Raw genomic sequence first — 17,514 nt, forward strand, 5'->3', positions numbered from 1 at the left:
TTACGCTCCAAATACTTCCATGTGCACATCTATTATTTCGTCGGTACTGATTGCCTCAATCATCGCCAGGGCCTTGTTCAGTATTGATTCTACTCTTTTGGTCTCATTGGCTACGGTGACAATGCCCAAAGTCAAGATATCCAGACTATCTAAATGTTCAATCTCAGCAACAGCCACATTGAATTTATTTTTTAGCTTTTGCTTCAAGCTATTGGTGATCTGCCGTTTGCCTTTTAGAGAGAAAATACCGTATAACCTAAATTTAATGATTAATGATCCAATCAACATTTTCTGAGTTTTTGAGGCACGTATTAAGTTTTATGTTTGACGGGGACACTTACATATCCATTTAACTATTTAACTACTCAGCTAAACACTAAGCCTTTGGCTTTCGCTTTGGAATAAAGTTACAATTTCGCCTTTTCTTCTACTTCTTCAAAGGCCTCGATTACATCACCAACTTTGATGTCATTGTAGTTTTCCAGACCTACACCACATTCAAATCCTTTTTGTACCTCTTTGACATCATCTTTAAATCTTTTCAAAGAGCTTAATTTTCCAGTATAGATAACTACTCCATTCCTGAGCAATCTGACCTTGGCGTTGCGCATTAGTTTTCCGTCTACAACCATACAGCCAGCTACTGTGCCGACTTTGGGGACACTAAAGGTTTGCAATACTTCGGCCTGACCAAGATATTGCTCCTTGATGATTGGAGCAAGCATGCCTGCCATGGCATCTTTGATGTCGTTAACGAGATCATAAATGATGTTATAGAATCTGATTTCAACGTTTTCCTTTTCAGCCACTTCTTTGACTTTTGCTGTGGGTCGGACATTAAAACCAATGATAATGGCCGAGGAAGCCGAAGCCAACATGATATCAGATTCAGAAATAGCTCCTGTGCCACCGTGGATAATATTGATCTTGATTTCATCGGTGGATAGTTTGCGCAAGGCTTCGGAAATGGCTTCCAGGGACCCCTGGACATCAGCCTTGAGAACAAGATTGAGGGTTTGGGTTTCGCCTTCCATCTTGGCTGCAAGTAAGCTCTCCAGTGTGATTTTATTTTCCTTGGCAAGTTCCCTTTCCCTCTGTTTGACCTGCCTTGCCTCGGCAATGCGTCTGGCTACTTTCTCGTCTTTGACCACTACAAACTCATCACCGGCCTCTGGCACGCCATCAAAACCCTGTACTTCCACGGGAAATGACGGCCCTGCTTCTTTTACTTTTTTGCCTTGATCATTGAACATGGCTCTGACTTTTCCATGCTTAAGACCACAGACAAAGGCATCTCCCTGGCGCAGAGTACCGCCCTGGATCAGGACTGTACCAACTGGGCCGCGCCCTTTATCCAACCTGGCTTCTATTATGTGTCCGTGCGCCGGCTTGTTTGGGTTGGCCTTTAGTTCTAATACCTCAGCCTGCAAGAGAATCATTTCCAGAAGTTCGTCAATACCAATTTTCTTTTTAGCTGAGACATTAGTAAAGATGGTTTCGCCACCCCAATCTTCGGGAACCAGCCCAAGTTCAGCCAACTCCCTTTTTACTCGATCAGGATTGGCCCCTTCCTTGTCGATTTTGTTTACAGCTACGACAATGGGTACATTAGCAGCTTTGGAGTGGTTTATGGCTTCTCTGGTCTGTTCCATAACGCCGTCATCAGCTGCTACAACCAGAACAACTATATCTGTGACCTCGGCTCCGCGGGCGCGCATGGCTGTAAAAGCCTCGTGTCCCGGAGTATCCAAAAAGACAATGTCCCCTTTTGGAGAGGAGACGTAATAGGCTCCAATGTGTTGGGTTATGCCACCTGCTTCTTCTGCAGTGACTTTAGACTTTCTAATAGCATCTAAGAGAGAAGTCTTACCATGGTCTACATGACCCATAATTGTCACCACCGGAGGCCTGGGACGCAGATCTTCGGGTTTATCTTCTTCCTTGGGCAAGAGGAATTCATCTTCTGAAAAGCCCACTTTTTCCACTTCATAACCAAATTCAGCTGCCACGATAGTTGCCGTTTCAATGTCAATAGATTGGTTAATGGTGGCCATAACGCCTAAAGAAAGTAAAGTTTTGATGATATCCTGAGCCTTGATTCCCATTTGTTTGGCCATGTCCGCCACCCTGATGGCCTCGTCAATTTTTACTTTGCGTTTGGAGGCCTTGATGGGCTGGGTGGTTGGTTTGGCAGGCTCTTCAGGAGCCTCCTTTTCTACTTTTGCTCTGGCTTTTGGTTTCCCTGGCCCTTTGTCTTCTGGTTTGACAGCTTTTTTCTTCTTTTTGGCCTTTTTGTCTTCCTCTTCTTCATCGTGATAGAAATCAGAAAAATCGACAACTCGTTTTTGTTTTTTCCCTTTTTTCTTCTTTTTGCGTTTTTTCTTTCCTTCTTCTTTTTGCTCTTCAACTGGAACCTGGACTACCTCTTTAACTTCAGCTTTGGGCAAGAGTTCGGATTCTACTTCAGGCTCTGTTGAAGGTTCAGCAACAGGGGGCTCAGGCTTGGAAATAACCCTGACTTGTGGCTCAATGACTTTTTTCTTCTTTTTAAATTTTTTTCTGGCTTTTTTGCGCGGTTTAAGTTCTTTCTTTTTCTGATCTAACTCTTCTTTACTTTTTTCTTCTTTTTCAGGCTTTTCAGGGGCTGCTTTTTTAATTTCTTTTTGTGGGGGCTCGATTTTTTGAGGGACTTCTTTGGCTGAGGTTACTTCAGGAGCAGTTTCTGGAACTGGCTTTTCAGTGACCTCTTTTTTTAGTTCAGGTTCAGGGAGAGCTTTATCTTCCTCTTTTAAAAGCTCTACTTTCTGTTCTGGCTTGGGTTTGGGCTTTCTTCTACGCCTAACAATAACTCCAGACTCAGCTTTTCTTTCGACAACTGTCTCCTGAGGTGTTTTAGTTATCTTCTCCCGGACTAGTTGCACCTCTTCATCTGTCAAACCGCTCATATGGCTTTTGACATGAATGTCCAGTCCCCTCAGGATTTGAATCAATTCCTTGTTGGAAATTCCAAGCTCTGCAGATAACTCTCTAACGCGCATTTTGGACATGCCTTACCCCCTTACATTTATTTCGCCATCCCCTGAATTTGGATATATTTTTTTGGCATCTCTCTTTATGACAAACATAAAAGCCCCGCCCAGGGCTTTTCCCAGTGGGATCGATTTGGAGCTCGTTTTCTGTCCGTGGACAGGTGAATCGGACAAGCTCGTGTTTGGGATATTTTTGCCGGCATATAACACAAGTTCTAATAGGGATATGTTTGTTAGCTTTGCTCATTTATTTTTTTTAAGTCCTCTTAAGAAGATGAAGGATCCTCCTCTGATTCTTCCCCTTCTTTTTTTTCTTTATCCGGTCTCAAAAGATTTATGGCTGCCCTTAAATCTGAGACTTTGTCCGGGTTAAACCCTGGTATTTGCAGAAGTTCTTCATCACTGGCCTGTGCTAATTGGTCCATGGACTCAAAACCAGCCCGGAGAAAATCTTGCATTGAAACTTCTGCAGCGCTCGCCAGTTGTTCGAGCACTTTTTTATGCTCGTTTATCTGATTATATCTGGTTTCAGTATATACATCTATCTTCCAACCCAAAAGTTTAGAAGCAAGTTTAACATTCTGGCCTTTTTTGCCGATAGCCGGAGTAAGTTGATCATCAGGAACAATCACTTCTAGAGTCTTTTCTTCTTCGTCAACGAAAATTTTAGAGATGCGTGCCGGAGATAGAGCATTGGCTGCATATGTGGCTATATCCGGGCTCCAGACAACTATATCGATCCTTTCCCCTTTAAGTTCTTGGACAATATTATGGATACGAGAGCCCTTGACTCCAACGCAAGCGCCAACAGGATCCACGTCCAAATCTTGAGTCATAACAGCTACTTTGGCTCGTTTGCCCGGATCTCTAGCTGCTCCCATGATTTTGACTGTACCGTCAGCCACCTCCGGAACCTCGCGATGAAACAGGGCAATCAGATAGTCAGGATGAGAGCGGGAGACAATGATTTGCGGGCCACGTCCTTCTTTGCGTACATCAATTATAAAAGCCTGGATCCTGTCTCCACGACGATATCTTTCCTTTGGGATCTGTTCGTTTTTGGGCAAAAGCGCTTCTGTTCGGCCTAAATTAATGATCCAGCCTTCCTTGTCTCTGCGTTGGATAATACCACTTATGATTTCACCCTTTCGATCTTTATATTCTTCATAAATGATTTCCTGTTCTGCATCGCGCATTCTCTGGATTATTACCTGTTTGGCAGATTGGGCAGCAATACGGCCTAAGTCTTCCACTTTCAGCTTGAAGCCCAATTCATCGTCCAGTTGCACATTGGGGTCATGTTTTTTGGCTTCTTCCAGGGAGATTTCTGTATCCGGGTCATTTACATCCTGGACAACAATCTTGAATTGATACACATCAATTTCCCCGGTTTCTTCATTGTAACTGACCTCGATGTCCAAATGGTCACCATACTTTTTGGCCACTGAAGACCGGACTGCCTCTTCCAGGGTATCCACGAGTAAATCCCGATCAATACCTTTGTCTTTGCTAATCTGGTCGATGGCCTTTTTAAGCTCTAAACCCATTGCTGTCCTCCGCTCTCTTTTATAGTCCGGAATTTTATATATTTAATCGTTAAATTCAAACTTTAACTGCACCTTTTGCGTATCGGCAAAGTCGAATTCCCATTTCTCGCCTGAATCTGAGATAATAGTAAACATATTAGCTTTTACTTCCTGCAGGGTACCTGAAAAATTTTTTCGGTTGTCAATAGGATGAATTAATTTAATTTTCAATTTTTGACCAATATAATTTGTTAATTGCTCCGAAGAAAAAAAGGTACGGTTTAAGCCTGGAGAAGATATTTCCAGATTATAAGAACCCGGTATAATATCTTCTACATCTAAAATAACACTTAACTCTCGGCTGAGCTTGGCACACTGGTCAACATTAACCCCGTGTGGAGCGTCCACATAAACTCTAAGTAAACCTCGTTTTTTGCCTGCACCCGGGGCAAACTCTATGCCCCATAGAGAAAGTCCAAATAGTTGACACTGAGCTTTAACTAATTGGGTGATCTTCTCCTTGATTTCTTCAAGTTCCATAAAATTTACCGCTATCCAAAAAATTATCGTTTCCAAAAAAAAAGTGGACCTTAAGGTCCACTCCACTAAGGCCTTGCAGGCCAATTATTTTAGCCAGGAGTGGAGCGGGTGACGGGGATCGAACCCGCGACACCAAGCTTGGGAAGCTTGTACTCTACCAGCTGAGCTACACCCGCTCAAGTAAGTTTTCTCATATTGCTAATAAATAAGTGTTTGTCAAGAGTAAAAATCCTCTTTTTTGGACTCGGAAGTGAGGTAGCCAAAGGTTTGGTCTGGTATTTGCTACTTTTTAGGTGAGGAGGTAAATTATGCAACAAGGTATGTACACCGCCCTGTTTGGGTCTCTAACTCAAGAATACAGGATGAATATTATTGCTAACAACCTGGCTAATGTGAATACAATTGGATTTAAGAAGGATAAGTTGTCTTTTCGTGATGTGTTTAAACATTATGCTGCAGACTATGTAAATCCCAAAGAAGCTCTGAAGGACAAGATATTGTGGCCAGAGGCAAAGGTTTATGGTCAGACAAGGATTGCTGAGTCCAGTATAGACTTTAACCAGGGTGCTATGCGGCTTACCGGGAATAAACTGGATCTGGCTATTGAAGGAGAAGGTTTTTTCCGGGTCAGGACTCCTGATGGACAGACTGCCTATACTAGAAATGGTCGTTTTCAAAGGGATCCTCGCACGGGGTATATGGTTACTGGTCAGGGGTTTGTACTTCTTGGTGATGGCGGTCCTATAGAGCTTCCTGAGAATGGTGATGTAGTAGTCACGGAAAAGGGACAGGTAGTAGTTGGTGGGGAAGTAGTCGACAACATTTCCCTGGTTTCATTCAACGATCTAAATGGGCTGGAAAAGTTGGGCCGACAATTATTTCGAATTAAACCAGGTTTAAATATGGCGGAAATACCCGCTGAGCAGGCCTGGGTTAAACAAGGTTATTTGGAAGACTCAAATGTAGAAGTGGTGCAAGAAATGGTTAGTATGATTGATACTATGCGAACTTTTGAGTCTTTGCAAAAGGTCATGACCTCTTCGCAGGAAGAGGATCAAAAGGTTATTCGGGAAGTGGGAACGGTTAGATAAAGTCAATTGTTGAATTGAAGGGGTAATGGGTTAATGGGGTATAAATATTTGCTATTAAACTTTGCTCTATCCACTCATCTGCTCAACTTTATTAAAGCGCGACTCCTGTCCCGGAATACAGGAAAATCGCCAAAAAGCTAAGGGATTTAGGTTAGAATTTAAACCAGACATACAAAGGAGTAGCAAGCCATGATGCGTTCACTATGGACAGCGGCTTCGGGTATGATAGCCCAGCAATTGAATATCGATGTTACTGCCAATAACTTGGCTAATGTAAACACCATTGGCTTTAAAAAGAGCAGGGCTGAGTTTGAGGATTTAATGTATCAAAATTTAAAAATAGCTGGAGTACAGAATCGATCAGGTGATCGCATTCCCACAGGGTTGCAGATCGGCATGGGAGTCAGACCTGTAACAGTACATAAACTTTTTTCCCAAGGAGACTATCAGAGCACAGGGAATCCTTTGGATTTGGCCATTGAAGGGGATGGTTTCTTTCAAGTTTTGGTTAACGGCGAAATAGCCTATACCCGAGCTGGGGCCTTTAAGCTGGACCAGGATGGCCGGGTGGTTACAGCCAATGGTTATCCGCTGCAGCCTGAGTTTAATGTGCCAGCGGAAACGCAAAATATAGTGGTTACAGAAAACGGGCATATGGCCGCCTTGGACAAGTCCGGGAATGAATTGGCAGCGGTAGATATTCCCCTGTATACATTTATAAACCCGGCTGGACTAAAAGGTATTGGCCGCAATCTGTACTTAGAAACAGATGCCTCTGGTGCGGCTACCGAGGGCGTGCCTGGCGAAAACAATGTTGGGACAATAGCCCAGGGTTTTCTGGAAATGTCGAATGTGGAGTTGGTAGAGGAGATGGTGAATATGATTGTGGGACAGCGGGCCTATGAAATAAATTCCAAGGCCATTACTACTTCCGATCAGATGCTCCAGATCGCTAATCAGATGAAACGTTAAAAAGCTCAGGAGGCTGAGCTTGTGAGGTTGGAAAGTGTTTAGTTCAGGTCAGACAAACTTAACAAGCTCAATGAACTTAACGAAGCCAATAATTATTTCTTTGCTGCTTGTGGTGAACTGTTTTTTAATGCCTGGCCAGGGGCTGGCTCAGGTAAAAGAAGGTAGGTTTTGGATCAAAGAATGGGTTGCTGTACAGGGCGAGCGGGTCAGGTTTGGAGAAATAGCTGTGCCTGAAGGGGAGTGGGCACAAAAGAAGTGGTCTGAGCTGAAGGATGTTTTATTGTGGCCAGTGCCTGCAAAGAAAATGATGGTTATTCCCAGACAAAGGCTTTTGACAAGTCTAACTCGTTTTTTAGGGGATATTGCCAGTGTTTGTTTTTTGCCCAAACAAATAGTTATAAAACAGGCTGCAGGTGGCTTAGGAAAAGAGATTTTAAGAAAAAAAATCGTCACATTTTTGACAGACAAGGTAAAGGCCCTAGGTGGGGAGGTAAATTTTCGGGACTTTCGTTTGCCAAACGTAATTTTTTGGCAAAAAAATGAGTCCGTTCGCATTGAGCTTATGCCTGATGTAAAGCCAGGGCGTAACTCCTTACGTCTTCTGGTTGAAGATGCTTTTGGAAACTTGGTTAAAAGTTATACCGGTACTGTTTTTATCGATGTGTGGAAGGCAGTACCTTGTGCTGCTAAGCCTTTAAATAGAAAAGAAGTTGTTTATCCGAGCACTGTTCGTTTTGAAAAAAAGAATTTGGCCTATGTGCATGGGCAGGTCTGGAACGGACAGGGTGGTCCCTGGAGGGTAAAGAGCCCTGTGGGCAAAGGACAAATTCTTGTCATGTCTAACCTAGAGCCTGTTCCTACCATCAGTCGGGGTGAGAAAGTTAACTTAAAGTTTCAAGGACAGTTTGTATCTCTGGTAGTGCCAGCCATGGCCTTGGAGGATGGAAATCTGGGCCAGTCTATTTTGGTGAAGAATTTGCAAAGTAAAAACCAGGTATTGGCCAAGGTCGTGGATAAAAATACAGTGGTTGTCGATTGATGAAAGTTAGGCGCATTAAGGTGTGTTTGAAAAAATAAACTTTATTCTTGATGACAAGTAGGTCTTCCTGGGGGTAGATTCAGGATGACGTGTCTAATTGTCGCTATTCTGAGCGCAAGCGAATAAATTTCCGGCAAACGCGGGAAGAGTTACTGTTGGTTTAATCGTTTTTACAGACGCATCCATTAATTTTGGGAGATAGAAAATGTTAAAGGGAATAGTTTTTGTGCTTATTTGTTTAAGTATGTTTGCTTGTGCTCCGGCAAGTAAACAATCAACTCCTATGCCTGCGTTTACTCCGCCACCTCCCGAGCATGTTGTTGATCAGAAAGTTGAAAATCCAGGTTCTCTTTTTGATCCGAATCAGGCCAGTTATTTATTTACTGATAACCGGGCTAGACGAGTAGGAGATATTGTCGTGGTCAATGTCGTGGAGACTGTTACTGCCAAAAATAAGGCCACGACTAAGTCTGAAAAGGATTCGTCTATAAATCTTGGGGTGCAGAACTTGTTTGATCTTGGACATATGCGAGCACTACCTTTGGGTTCTATTGTTGGAGCAGGGCCAAATATTGGTCCGCGGGGTACGGTAGGGGCTACGCCTATGGTTAAAGCAGGTTCTGTAAGTAAATTCACTGGCAATGGTGAAACCAAGCGAGAGTCAGATATTTCAGCCAGCGTGGCAGCCCGTGTGGTCAAGGTGTTAAATGGAGGTATTTTGCAAATTGAAGGAGCCAGGCAGATCAGGGTGAATGGAGAAACGCAGATCATAGTTGTTCGCGGTTTGGTTCGGTCCAGGGATATTAGCCCTGACAATTCAGTATCTTCTAACTACCTGGCGGATGCACATATAGAGATTTATGGGCAGGGTATATTGGCAGACAAACAAAAACCAGGTTGGTTAACCAGAATTCTAGACCATATTTGGCCATTTTGAGTCGTGAAAGCTGAAAAACGCAAGTTTATCTTCTTCAACACCCAAAAATTGGGAGCCTCAGATTATGCGTATGCGTAAGTTAATATTATTTTTTTTAATAGCAGGGTTGTATTTGCTGGGGGTCTGTAAGCAAGGTCAGGCTGTTCGTTTAAAAGATATTGCTACTTTCGGTGGGGTGAGAACTAATCAGTTGGTTGGTTATGGCCTAGTGGTAGGCCTGTCCGGAACTGGAGACAAAAGTGGAACCCAATTTACCATTCAGTCCCTGGTGAATATGCTTGAAAATATGGGGGTCAGGGTAGATAAAAATGCCCTGAAAGTAAAAAATGTAGCAGCAGTTATGGTTACGGCCAGGATGCCGGTTTCGGCGAAGCCGGGAACAAAGCTGGACGTCACCGTTTCCTCTATTGGTGATGCCAAAAGTTTACTTGGCGGGGTGCTCTTACAAACGCCACTCAAAGGAATTGATGGTAAGATCTATGCTTTGGCCCAGGGCCCCTTGGTTGTCGGTGGGTTTTCCGCAGGAGGAGCAGCAGCCACTGCAACCAAAAATATTACTACCGTAGCTCGCATTCCTGGTGGGGCAATGGTGGAAAGGGCAGTGCCCTTTAAATTTAATCGCCAGGAAAACGTGATTATTAATTTAAGCACGCAGGATTTTTCAACCACAGCTCAGATTGTAGACAAGATCAACAATAGTTTTAACCGGGATGTGGCCAAGGCCGAGGATATTTCCACTGTTAGAGTAAAAGTACCGGAGAGATTTCGAGGTAATTTAATTCCTTTTCTAGCCTCATTGGAAAATTTGGATATCAGCCCTGACAGTCCTGCCAAGATTGTAGTGGATGAAAAGACAGGAACAGTGGTCATGGGCGAGAATGTGACCATTTCCAAGGTGGCCATTGCCCATGGGAACCTGCATATTGTGGTCCAGGAGCAACCTCAAGTTTCCCAGCCTGCTCCGTTTTCTCAGGGTCAGACACAAGCGGTGCCCAGAACTCAACTTGGTATCAAAGAGGAGCAGCGTAACCTGGTTTTTGTTAAGGGAGCGACCATTAAAGAACTGGTCGATGGATTGAATGCTATTGGGGCTTCGCCTAGAGATTTAATTTCTATTTTAAGATCGTTAAAGGCAGCAGGGGCTCTGCATGCTCAGCTTGAAGTGATATAGAACACAGAGTGGAAATCCGCCTATGATGGGGGAGTGAGGCGGAGTGTTTGGGGTTCTTGTGTGGGTGTAATATAAGGGAAGTATTATATTACTAATGCCGTCAATTGGTTATTGTATTCTTAAAACTGTTCCTGGATCCATTCTGATGGAGCAAAACGACCGAAGGACTCTCAGACAAATTTACGAGATTCTTCGCTTCTCTCAGAATGACGGGAGGGGCCCTCAGAATGAGCCCGTCAAACGCCGGGTAAAGTAAAGCGGTTTGAGAAATAAAAGAATAATTTTCCACTAACCTATTATATAGAGTAAAAAAAATAACACTTTAGTTCTCTTTACTCACTTCAAAGAGGATAGTTATGTCTGATCAATTAATGCAACAGGGAATCATAGCAGCGCAAAAGGCCAAGGACAATGCTTTTCAGCAACGATTGGCCAGGTTGAAACAAAATCTAGGGCCGAAGAAAAATCAGGAAAAAGAGCTGCGTAAGGCCTGTGCTGATTTTGAGGCAATTTTTATTCAGAAGCTGTGGGAGCAAATGCGAGCAACTGTGCCCAAAGAGGGCTATCTTCATAGCAAAGAAGAAGATATTTATCTTTCTTTATATGACCAGGAGTTATCAACCAGATTGGCTAAAAGAGGTGGTTTGGGCCTAGGCGACCTTTTATTTTCACAGTTACAAAAGAGGCTGGAAAAGAGTAGTGCTGAAACTGATCCTGCCGCAGCTCCGGTAAATGAGCTTAAGAGAAGTCAACCACAGCCCGAGGCAAGCAACACATGCAACAAGGTTCGACCAGTTGAGAAAAGTATTCATGAGTTGAAGGATGCACTGGTGCATGAAAGGGATCCGTTAAAGAAAGTAGATATCCTGGCTAGACGAATTGAGGCCAGATCAAGGTCGGGAAAAGGTGGGCTGAGTCCTTTGCAGGAATCTCTTCAAATTGACCCGGTAAAAAATATAAACATAGACACCGGTCCATTGCCTCAATTACATTGGCCAGTCCAGGCACAGGTAAGTTCCGGATTTGGCTGGCGTTTGGATCCTTTTACAGGCCAACAGGCCTGGCATGCAGGCATTGACTTGGTTGTCTCAGAAGGAACTCCTATTGAGGCTTGCTGGCCGGGTAAAGTCGTCTTTTCCGGCTCAAGAGGTGGTTATGGTCAGGTGGTTATTTTGGAGCACAAAAATGGGTGGCAAAGTATTTATGCACATAACACAAAGAATTTGGTCCGGGAGGGGGAATTTGTTCGTTCTGGCCAAAGAATTGCATTATCAGGGAATACAGGTCGCTCCACTGGGCCGCACGTGCACTTTGAACTCAGACAGTATGATCAGGCTTGGAACCCCTTGCAGATAAGAGAAAGATTGCTGGCTGGTCTGAGCATCGGCAAGAAGACGGATAATGCCTAAATGGGTGAGTGGTAAGCGTGCAAGATAAAAAGAGATGTCGAAATTTAATGAATTCTCAATTACGAAAAAAAGGGGAGTTGTTCATGCAGGCAAAGATCGAGCAAAGTCTTAAAAGGCAAAAGCAAGGCCTCGTTCTTTTGAGGACTCTTTTACAGGAAGAATTTTCCGTCCTGCGCGGGCATGACCCTAAAAAAATTTCCTCCCTAGAGTTTTCAATCCAGGAATTAATTCGGCAGCTTGTTGACGAGAAGGAAGCGTTAAAAAGTTTACTCCAGCAGATAGGTTGCATTTCCATTAAGGATTATATTCTCGAACTGAGTGATGGCGAGAAAGCTAAGATAGAAAATCTTCTTGGTAGCCTGGAAGAAAACGAACAGAAATGTGTTGTGCAAGCGGCAAAAAACGCAGAATTAGCGCAGGCATTGGCGGAACAAACTACAAAACTGACCAAATTTTTGTATGAAAGGCTTCTGCCCAGGAATAAGGATACTTACTCGGCTCGTGGCAGGTGGCAACAGAAAACTGCCCGAGCTACGTTGCTTCGAGGTACTTTATAATGCCTGGTATTAGTTCGCTGTTAAATATTGGTCGGGGAGCCCTGTTTGCTTCCCAGTCAGCTATTGAAGTTGTTGGCAATAACATCGCTAATGCCAATAATCCTGATTATCGTCGTCAAGAAGTACGTCTGGAAGAGGGCATTGGTATTGATTCTGTCCCAGGGCAACTAGGTTCCGGAGTAAAGGCTGCAGAAGTTATTCGCCACTTTGATCAGTTTATTGAGGAAGAATACAACTTTACGGCTTCAAACAGAGAGATGTGGGATAAATTGCAGACTTATTTGAGTGACGTTGAAGGGTTATTAAATGGAATGGAGGATGGAGGGTTAAGTGAGGTTTTGAGTCAGTTCTGGCAGGATTGGCAGGACTTGGCCATGCGACCAGAGGACACCAGTACCAGGACTGCTTTGATAGGGCGTACGCAGAATTTACTCCATGTAATGGGATTAATAAATGGTGACCTGGACAATGTGCAAAAGCAGATGGATGATTACATTTCGCAGGATGTGGACAGAGTCAATGAGATTTTGCAGCAGATTGCAGAGTTAAACCGTCAGATTAATATGCATGAAGAAGCAGGGAAGAACAATGCCAATGAGCAAAGAGACAAGCGGGCAGCCCTGGTCAGGGAGTTAGCTGAGAAAATTGATATCAATTACATTGATAATGGTGTTGGGAACGTGACTATTACTACCAGGGCCGGACATACCCTGGTGGACGGAACCACATACTTTGGATTGAAGTTTGAAGGTCCAAAGTCCATTGCCAATTTAACTGCCGGTTCAGTCTTTACTGACAGTATTTATTTTGAAGGCACTTCTGATTATGAATATACAATTGAAGTTGTTACGGATGGCCCGGCAGATGGTTCGGCTGGCGCGGCTACATTTAAAGTGTCTATAGACGGCGGACAAACGTGGCTAAAGGATGAAGATGGCAATGTGATGCTATTTACAGCTAATGATTATGATAATCGTGTCAGGATACCTGGTCACGATATTGCCATCTGGTTTGGGGATAAAAGTAATTCCCAGAGTCCAGCTTCTTCGAATTTAAGTGTAGGAGATAATTTTACCATTATTCCTAAAAAGGGACTTTACTGGTATAAAAATAGCTCTACGGCCATGAATATCACACCACAAACATTCAGTAATGGTGCGGTGAACGAACGCCGTTTAGTAGGCGGAAGCATTGCAGGTTATTTTAATTTTCGGGACCATTACGTAGGCCGCTATAGAGAAAAATTCGATGCATTGGCTAAAAGCCTTGTCTGGGAGGTGAATAGGATACATTCTCAGGGCGCGGGCCTGACAAAATTTTCCTCAGTGACCGGGACATATGGAGTGACCAGTACCGTTAATCCTTTAGGTGATTTTTCTTCAGGACTTACTTTTGGGGATAAACTTCAAGCGGGCAATTTTAATATATATATTTACGATGAAAACGGCCAGTTTTTACCTGGTGTTTCCGGACCTTTAGATTTTGATGCAACAACCAGTGGCATACAAAATTTTGATCCTAATGTGCATAGTCTTGAAGATGTACGAGATGCCATTAATAATACATTTAGTGGCTACCTTACAGCAGAAATTGTGAATAATAAATTGGTCATTAAAGATGATCTTAGTGATAGTACTAATTACAAGTTTGCCTTTGGGAATGATAGCTCTGGATTACTTGCGGCTTTGGGGATAAATACATTTTTTGACGGATCCGATGCAGGAAGTATATCATTAAATGTCCAGGTGCGCAATAATCTTAATTTTATCAATGCAGGACATGTAAATGGAGATGGTGCAGTAAATCCAGGAGATAACCAGATTGCCAGATCCATTGCGGAGCTGCAGTATAGTGATGTTAGTATTACTACTACTTTTGAAGGTACTACAACACAAACTATTCAAGAGTACTATAATTCTCTGGTCAGTAATGTGGGCGCAGATACAGAAATGTCTGAATTTAATTTTCAGTACAACAAGACTTTGGCGGATGATTTAAATGATCGGCAGCAGGCAGTTTCAGGCGTGAATATGGACGAAGAGATGAGTAATTTAATTAAGTTTCAGCATGCTTATGAAGCTGCGGCCAAACTTATATCCACTGCCGACCGCATGATGCAGACTTTACTTGCTTTGAAGCCATAAGAGCTTGTAGCCAAACCTTTTTATAAACTTAATTTCCATGGTTTATTCTAGTCTTGATTTCTTTCATGCTGGTACAAAGACTTGGACCCAACTAAACTTGCTTGCGGACAGAGCATAATGGGATACTTTGGGTAAACAAATATTATTTTATTATCGATAGTTATGGTCAATATCGCAAAATATTTAGCCCATTCATCCCGATGCTCTGTTTTCCCGCAAGCTTCGTTAAGACTGGGTTACCCAAGCCGTTTGTAATGCATTTCAGAAACCAAGACTTTCAAGCAGCGGTTAAAATGGGGTTTGGCCACAGACTCATAAGCGTTTGTTTGGTTTGAGGGGATAAAACTATGCGCGTAACACAGAGCAGCCTTTATAGCAGTATCATCAATCAGTTGGGCAGTTCTACTTCAAAGCTTATGGAACTGAACAACCAGATGGCCAGCCAGAAAAAAATTGATCGTCCATCAGATGATCCAGTGGGGGCAAGTAGGATCTTATATCTTCGGGATTCTTTAGGAGCTCTGGGTCAGTATCGGGAGAATGTAGACACTGCCAAAGGTTGGCTAACTCTTGCTGACGAGACTTTGTTGCAGGTGAATAATGTTCTGACCAGATTTAAAGAATTGGCAGAACAGGCAGCAACCGGTACATTGACAGATAAAGATAGAGAGATTGTTTCTTATGAAGCCCGTCAGCTTTTTGATCAAATGATAAATTTAGCCAATACAACCTATGAAGGCAAATCTATTTTTGCTGGACATAAAGTAGACAGCAACGCCTATGAAAAGGGCATGATGGTTTATGCTCAGGATGGGAATGTTGAGCCTTATTTGCAGGAAATTTCCGGGTATAGTGACCATTCAATCCTGGTTCAATTTGTTGGGGCCAGCAACAGTCAGGCTACCGTAGGAACTGACAATATCAATTATAGATTTTCCAGGGATGGTGGTAAAACATGGTCGAGCAATAAAACTATTACTGCTGCCGGGCCGTATGAGCTTGATCTGGATGGAGTGACAGTAAAATTAAGAGAGGGATACCAGGTTGACCTCAGCCCTGAGACGAACCTGGATACCTCAAAAGGTACCTGGTTGTATGTGACTTCTACAGCTATTTATAACGGAGATGATGAAACTCAGGCCGCGGTTAAATTTGGTAGCACTGGTTCCCCGGAGAACTTTAATGCTGTCCTTAAGGGCGCTTTTGACAAGGATGTGCGAGTTGAGATTGTTTCAGGAGATCTGTCCATACCAACAGATGTGACTTATAGATACAGTTATGATGGGGGAACGACATGGATTCCCGGAGACACAACAACCTTTACAGCTGCAAGCACGACTGTTGGGCAGACCATTATAGATTTGCCTGATGGACAGGTGGTTTTAAATGGAACAGGAGATGCAAGTGGAGTTACTTTTGATGTTTTAACTAATAGTATCGCGGTCCAACAGAGGGTGAATGGCGGAGAAATTAATGCCTATGCTCAGGGTGAGATTGACTCCGATATCATGGTCCGTATTGATTATGGTCTGGACAGTGGAGGAAATAAAGTAGAGACTTCTTTTGTTTTGGGAGATACTACTACAGTTTCTAGCGTAGTTTACTCATACAGTACCGATGGAGGTCGCAGTTGGACTCAAGGGACAACAGCCAATACGGCAGAGGCTGATCTGCTTATTCCTGGGGGGCATCTCTATCTTTCTGCCAAGGGCACTCAAGACCAGATCAAAGCTGGCGATCAATTTGTTGTTCACCCCAAAACAGCCAGCCTGGATGTTGAGATTTCTCCCAGCGATACAATTCAAATAAATGAAATTGGCTGGGAAATATTTGGTGGTCACAATCAATATGGCGTTAAACCTGCTTTTGCAGATACTGAACCTGGAAAAAATTTATTTGTAACTCTTGGTAAATTTGTGGCCGCTATGGAAAACAATGATCAGGATACAATAGCTCAGTCTTTGGAAAATATAGAGACAGCACGACAGCATATTTCTAATCGGCTGGCCAGGGTTGGGGCCAGGGAAAATCGTTTGGATGTTGTGGATACGGTACTGTCCGGGCTCCAAGTAAATAAGACCGAGAGGTTAAGTAAGCTGGAGGACGTGGATGTGGCTGAAGTGATGACCGACTTGAGCCAGCAGCAGTTCGTTTATGAGGCTATACTTAAGTCGTCGGCTATGATTATGCGCATGAGTTTGGTTAAATATATTTAGTTAGAAGTTTTCAGTAAGGGTAGCTACGAACTTTGAACTAGGAAATATTTTACTACAATGCTTATTCTTTCCCGTCGACCAGGTGAGAGTATTCACATTGGTGACGATATAAAAATAACCATACTTGCCTTGAAGGGCAAGCAGGTCAAAATTGGCATTGAAGTGCCGGAAGATTTGCCTGTTTATCGAGATGAAGTATACAAAAAGATCCAGGACGAGAATAGGCAAGCCATGCTAACTAGAGAAGATGATTTTTTGGTAGTAGCGAGTTTATGGAAAAGAGAGAAATAAAATCACGCATAGGACAGTTTGTTATAGAAGAAGAAAAAATCCTTCGTTTCCCGCGGGGGTTAATAGGGTTTGAAAGTGCGCGGGAGTTTACCCTGCTTCAGGTCAAACCAAATTCTCCTTTTCTTCTGTTACAAAACATTGAGAACCCAAAACTGGGTTTGATTGTGGCTGATCCCTATACTTTTTTGGCCAACTACTCCGTAGTGATTGGAAAAAGTGAAGAAAAGATTTTGCGTCTGCAAAGCGTATATGACTTGACTGTTCTGGTTACAGTAACCATCCCTCCTGGAGAGCCAGAAAAGACAACTTTAAACTTGGCGGGACCAATTTTGATTAATACCAAGGCTCGGTTGGGGCTGCAAGTACCTCAGGTGGAACTGACCGGAGCTTCTAGGGTTGTCCTGGCTGATTTGCAGAAAGCAAATAGTGAGAAGCAACTAGTAGGCAGGTCGGGAGGTTGAGTTGTTAAGGGGCGATGAGGTAGGAAGTTTAAAAGTCGAAAAGAGCTTTTTTGTGAGCTATCGGAAGCGGTAAAATAAAAGTTTAAAATAATAAGTTAAAATTACGCAACAAATAGATATCCTCCTGAAGG

At 43.2% G+C, this 17,514-nt stretch carries 16 protein-coding genes and 1 tRNA gene; 11 read left to right on the top strand and 6 right to left on the bottom strand.

What is annotated here, in order from left to right:
* The 6 genes from KFV02_RS07485 to KFV02_RS07510 all read right to left on the bottom strand — a co-directional run bounded on the left by KFV02_RS07485 (position 1) and on the right by KFV02_RS07510 (position 5,271).
* Positions 1–288, bottom strand: coding sequence for a DUF503 domain-containing protein (locus KFV02_RS07485; protein ID WP_252380925.1), 288 nt, complete (start codon positions 286–288; stop codon positions 1–3).
* Positions 289–407: 119 nt separating this feature from the next.
* Positions 408–3,047 (bottom strand): translation initiation factor IF-2, encoded by a 2,640-nt coding sequence (infB, locus tag KFV02_RS07490; RefSeq protein ID WP_252380926.1) that lies wholly within the window; start codon positions 3,045–3,047, stop codon positions 408–410.
* Positions 3,028–3,276 carry a YlxR family protein gene (locus tag KFV02_RS07495; protein ID WP_252380927.1) on the bottom strand — a complete coding sequence of 83 codons (249 nt, stop codon included), beginning with the start codon at positions 3,274–3,276 and terminating at the stop codon, positions 3,028–3,030. The genes infB and KFV02_RS07495 overlap by 20 nt, the downstream gene beginning before the upstream one ends.
* 19 nt (positions 3,277–3,295) lie before the next feature.
* Positions 3,296–4,576 (bottom strand): transcription termination factor NusA, encoded by a 1,281-nt coding sequence (nusA, locus tag KFV02_RS07500; RefSeq protein WP_252380928.1) that lies wholly within the window; start codon positions 4,574–4,576, stop codon positions 3,296–3,298.
* 42 nt (positions 4,577–4,618) lie between these two features.
* Positions 4,619–5,095 carry a ribosome maturation factor RimP gene (gene rimP / locus KFV02_RS07505; RefSeq protein WP_252380929.1) on the bottom strand — a complete coding sequence of 159 codons (477 nt, stop codon included), beginning with the start codon at positions 5,093–5,095 and terminating at the stop codon, positions 4,619–4,621.
* Positions 5,096–5,195: 100 nt separating this feature from the next.
* A tRNA-Gly gene (locus KFV02_RS07510) sits at positions 5,196–5,271 on the bottom strand.
* Between the two features lie 132 nt (positions 5,272–5,403).
* Here KFV02_RS07510 and flgF point away from each other — a divergent pair.
* The 11 genes from flgF to fliW all read left to right on the top strand — a co-directional run bounded on the left by flgF (position 5,404) and on the right by fliW (position 17,383).
* Positions 5,404–6,186, top strand: a complete 783-nt coding sequence (flgF, locus tag KFV02_RS07515; RefSeq protein WP_252380930.1) for a flagellar basal-body rod protein FlgF — start codon at positions 5,404–5,406, stop codon at positions 6,184–6,186.
* Positions 6,187–6,375: 189 nt separating this feature from the next.
* Positions 6,376–7,158 carry a flagellar basal-body rod protein FlgG gene (gene flgG / locus KFV02_RS07520; RefSeq protein WP_252380931.1) on the top strand — a complete coding sequence of 261 codons (783 nt, stop codon included), beginning with the start codon at positions 6,376–6,378 and terminating at the stop codon, positions 7,156–7,158.
* 70 nt (positions 7,159–7,228) lie between these two features.
* Positions 7,229–8,197 (top strand): flagellar basal body P-ring formation chaperone FlgA, encoded by a 969-nt coding sequence (gene flgA, locus KFV02_RS07525; RefSeq protein ID WP_252380932.1) that lies wholly within the window; start codon positions 7,229–7,231, stop codon positions 8,195–8,197.
* A 205-nt stretch (positions 8,198–8,402) separates the two neighbouring features.
* Positions 8,403–9,134: a flagellar basal body L-ring protein FlgH gene (locus KFV02_RS07530; RefSeq protein WP_252380933.1), complete on the top strand. Its 732-nt coding sequence runs from the start codon at positions 8,403–8,405 to the stop codon at positions 9,132–9,134.
* 64 nt (positions 9,135–9,198) lie between these two features.
* Positions 9,199–10,305: a flagellar basal body P-ring protein FlgI gene (locus KFV02_RS07535; RefSeq protein ID WP_434800287.1), complete on the top strand. Its 1,107-nt coding sequence runs from the start codon at positions 9,199–9,201 to the stop codon at positions 10,303–10,305.
* Between the two features lie 356 nt (positions 10,306–10,661).
* A complete protein-coding gene (locus tag KFV02_RS07540; RefSeq protein WP_252380935.1) occupies positions 10,662–11,714 on the top strand; it encodes a peptidoglycan DD-metalloendopeptidase family protein in 1,053 nt (350 codons plus the stop codon).
* A gap of 83 nt (positions 11,715–11,797) precedes the next feature.
* Positions 11,798–12,271, top strand: a complete 474-nt coding sequence (gene flgN / locus KFV02_RS07545) for a flagellar export chaperone FlgN (RefSeq protein WP_252380936.1) — start codon at positions 11,798–11,800, stop codon at positions 12,269–12,271.
* Positions 12,271–14,415 carry a flagellar hook-associated protein FlgK gene (gene flgK / locus KFV02_RS07550; RefSeq protein ID WP_252380937.1) on the top strand — a complete coding sequence of 715 codons (2,145 nt, stop codon included), beginning with the start codon at positions 12,271–12,273 and terminating at the stop codon, positions 14,413–14,415. The genes flgN and flgK overlap by 1 nt, the downstream gene beginning before the upstream one ends.
* Before the next feature lie 347 nt (positions 14,416–14,762).
* Complete coding sequence (flgL, locus tag KFV02_RS07555; protein ID WP_252380938.1) at positions 14,763–16,631, top strand: flagellar hook-associated protein FlgL; 1,869 nt, start codon at positions 14,763–14,765, stop codon at positions 16,629–16,631.
* Positions 16,632–16,688: 57 nt separating this feature from the next.
* Entirely contained in the window at positions 16,689–16,922 is a 234-nt protein-coding gene (gene csrA, locus KFV02_RS07560; RefSeq protein ID WP_252380939.1) for a carbon storage regulator CsrA, read from the top strand.
* Entirely contained in the window at positions 16,904–17,383 is a 480-nt protein-coding gene (gene fliW, locus KFV02_RS07565; RefSeq protein WP_252380940.1) for a flagellar assembly protein FliW, read from the top strand. The genes csrA and fliW overlap by 19 nt, the downstream gene beginning before the upstream one ends.
* Positions 17,384–17,514 lie beyond the last annotated feature (131 nt).

Source organism: Desulfovulcanus ferrireducens, from assembly GCF_018704065.1.
Taxonomy (GTDB): Bacteria; Desulfobacterota; Desulfovibrionia; order Desulfovibrionales; family Desulfonatronovibrionaceae; genus Desulfovulcanus; species Desulfovulcanus ferrireducens.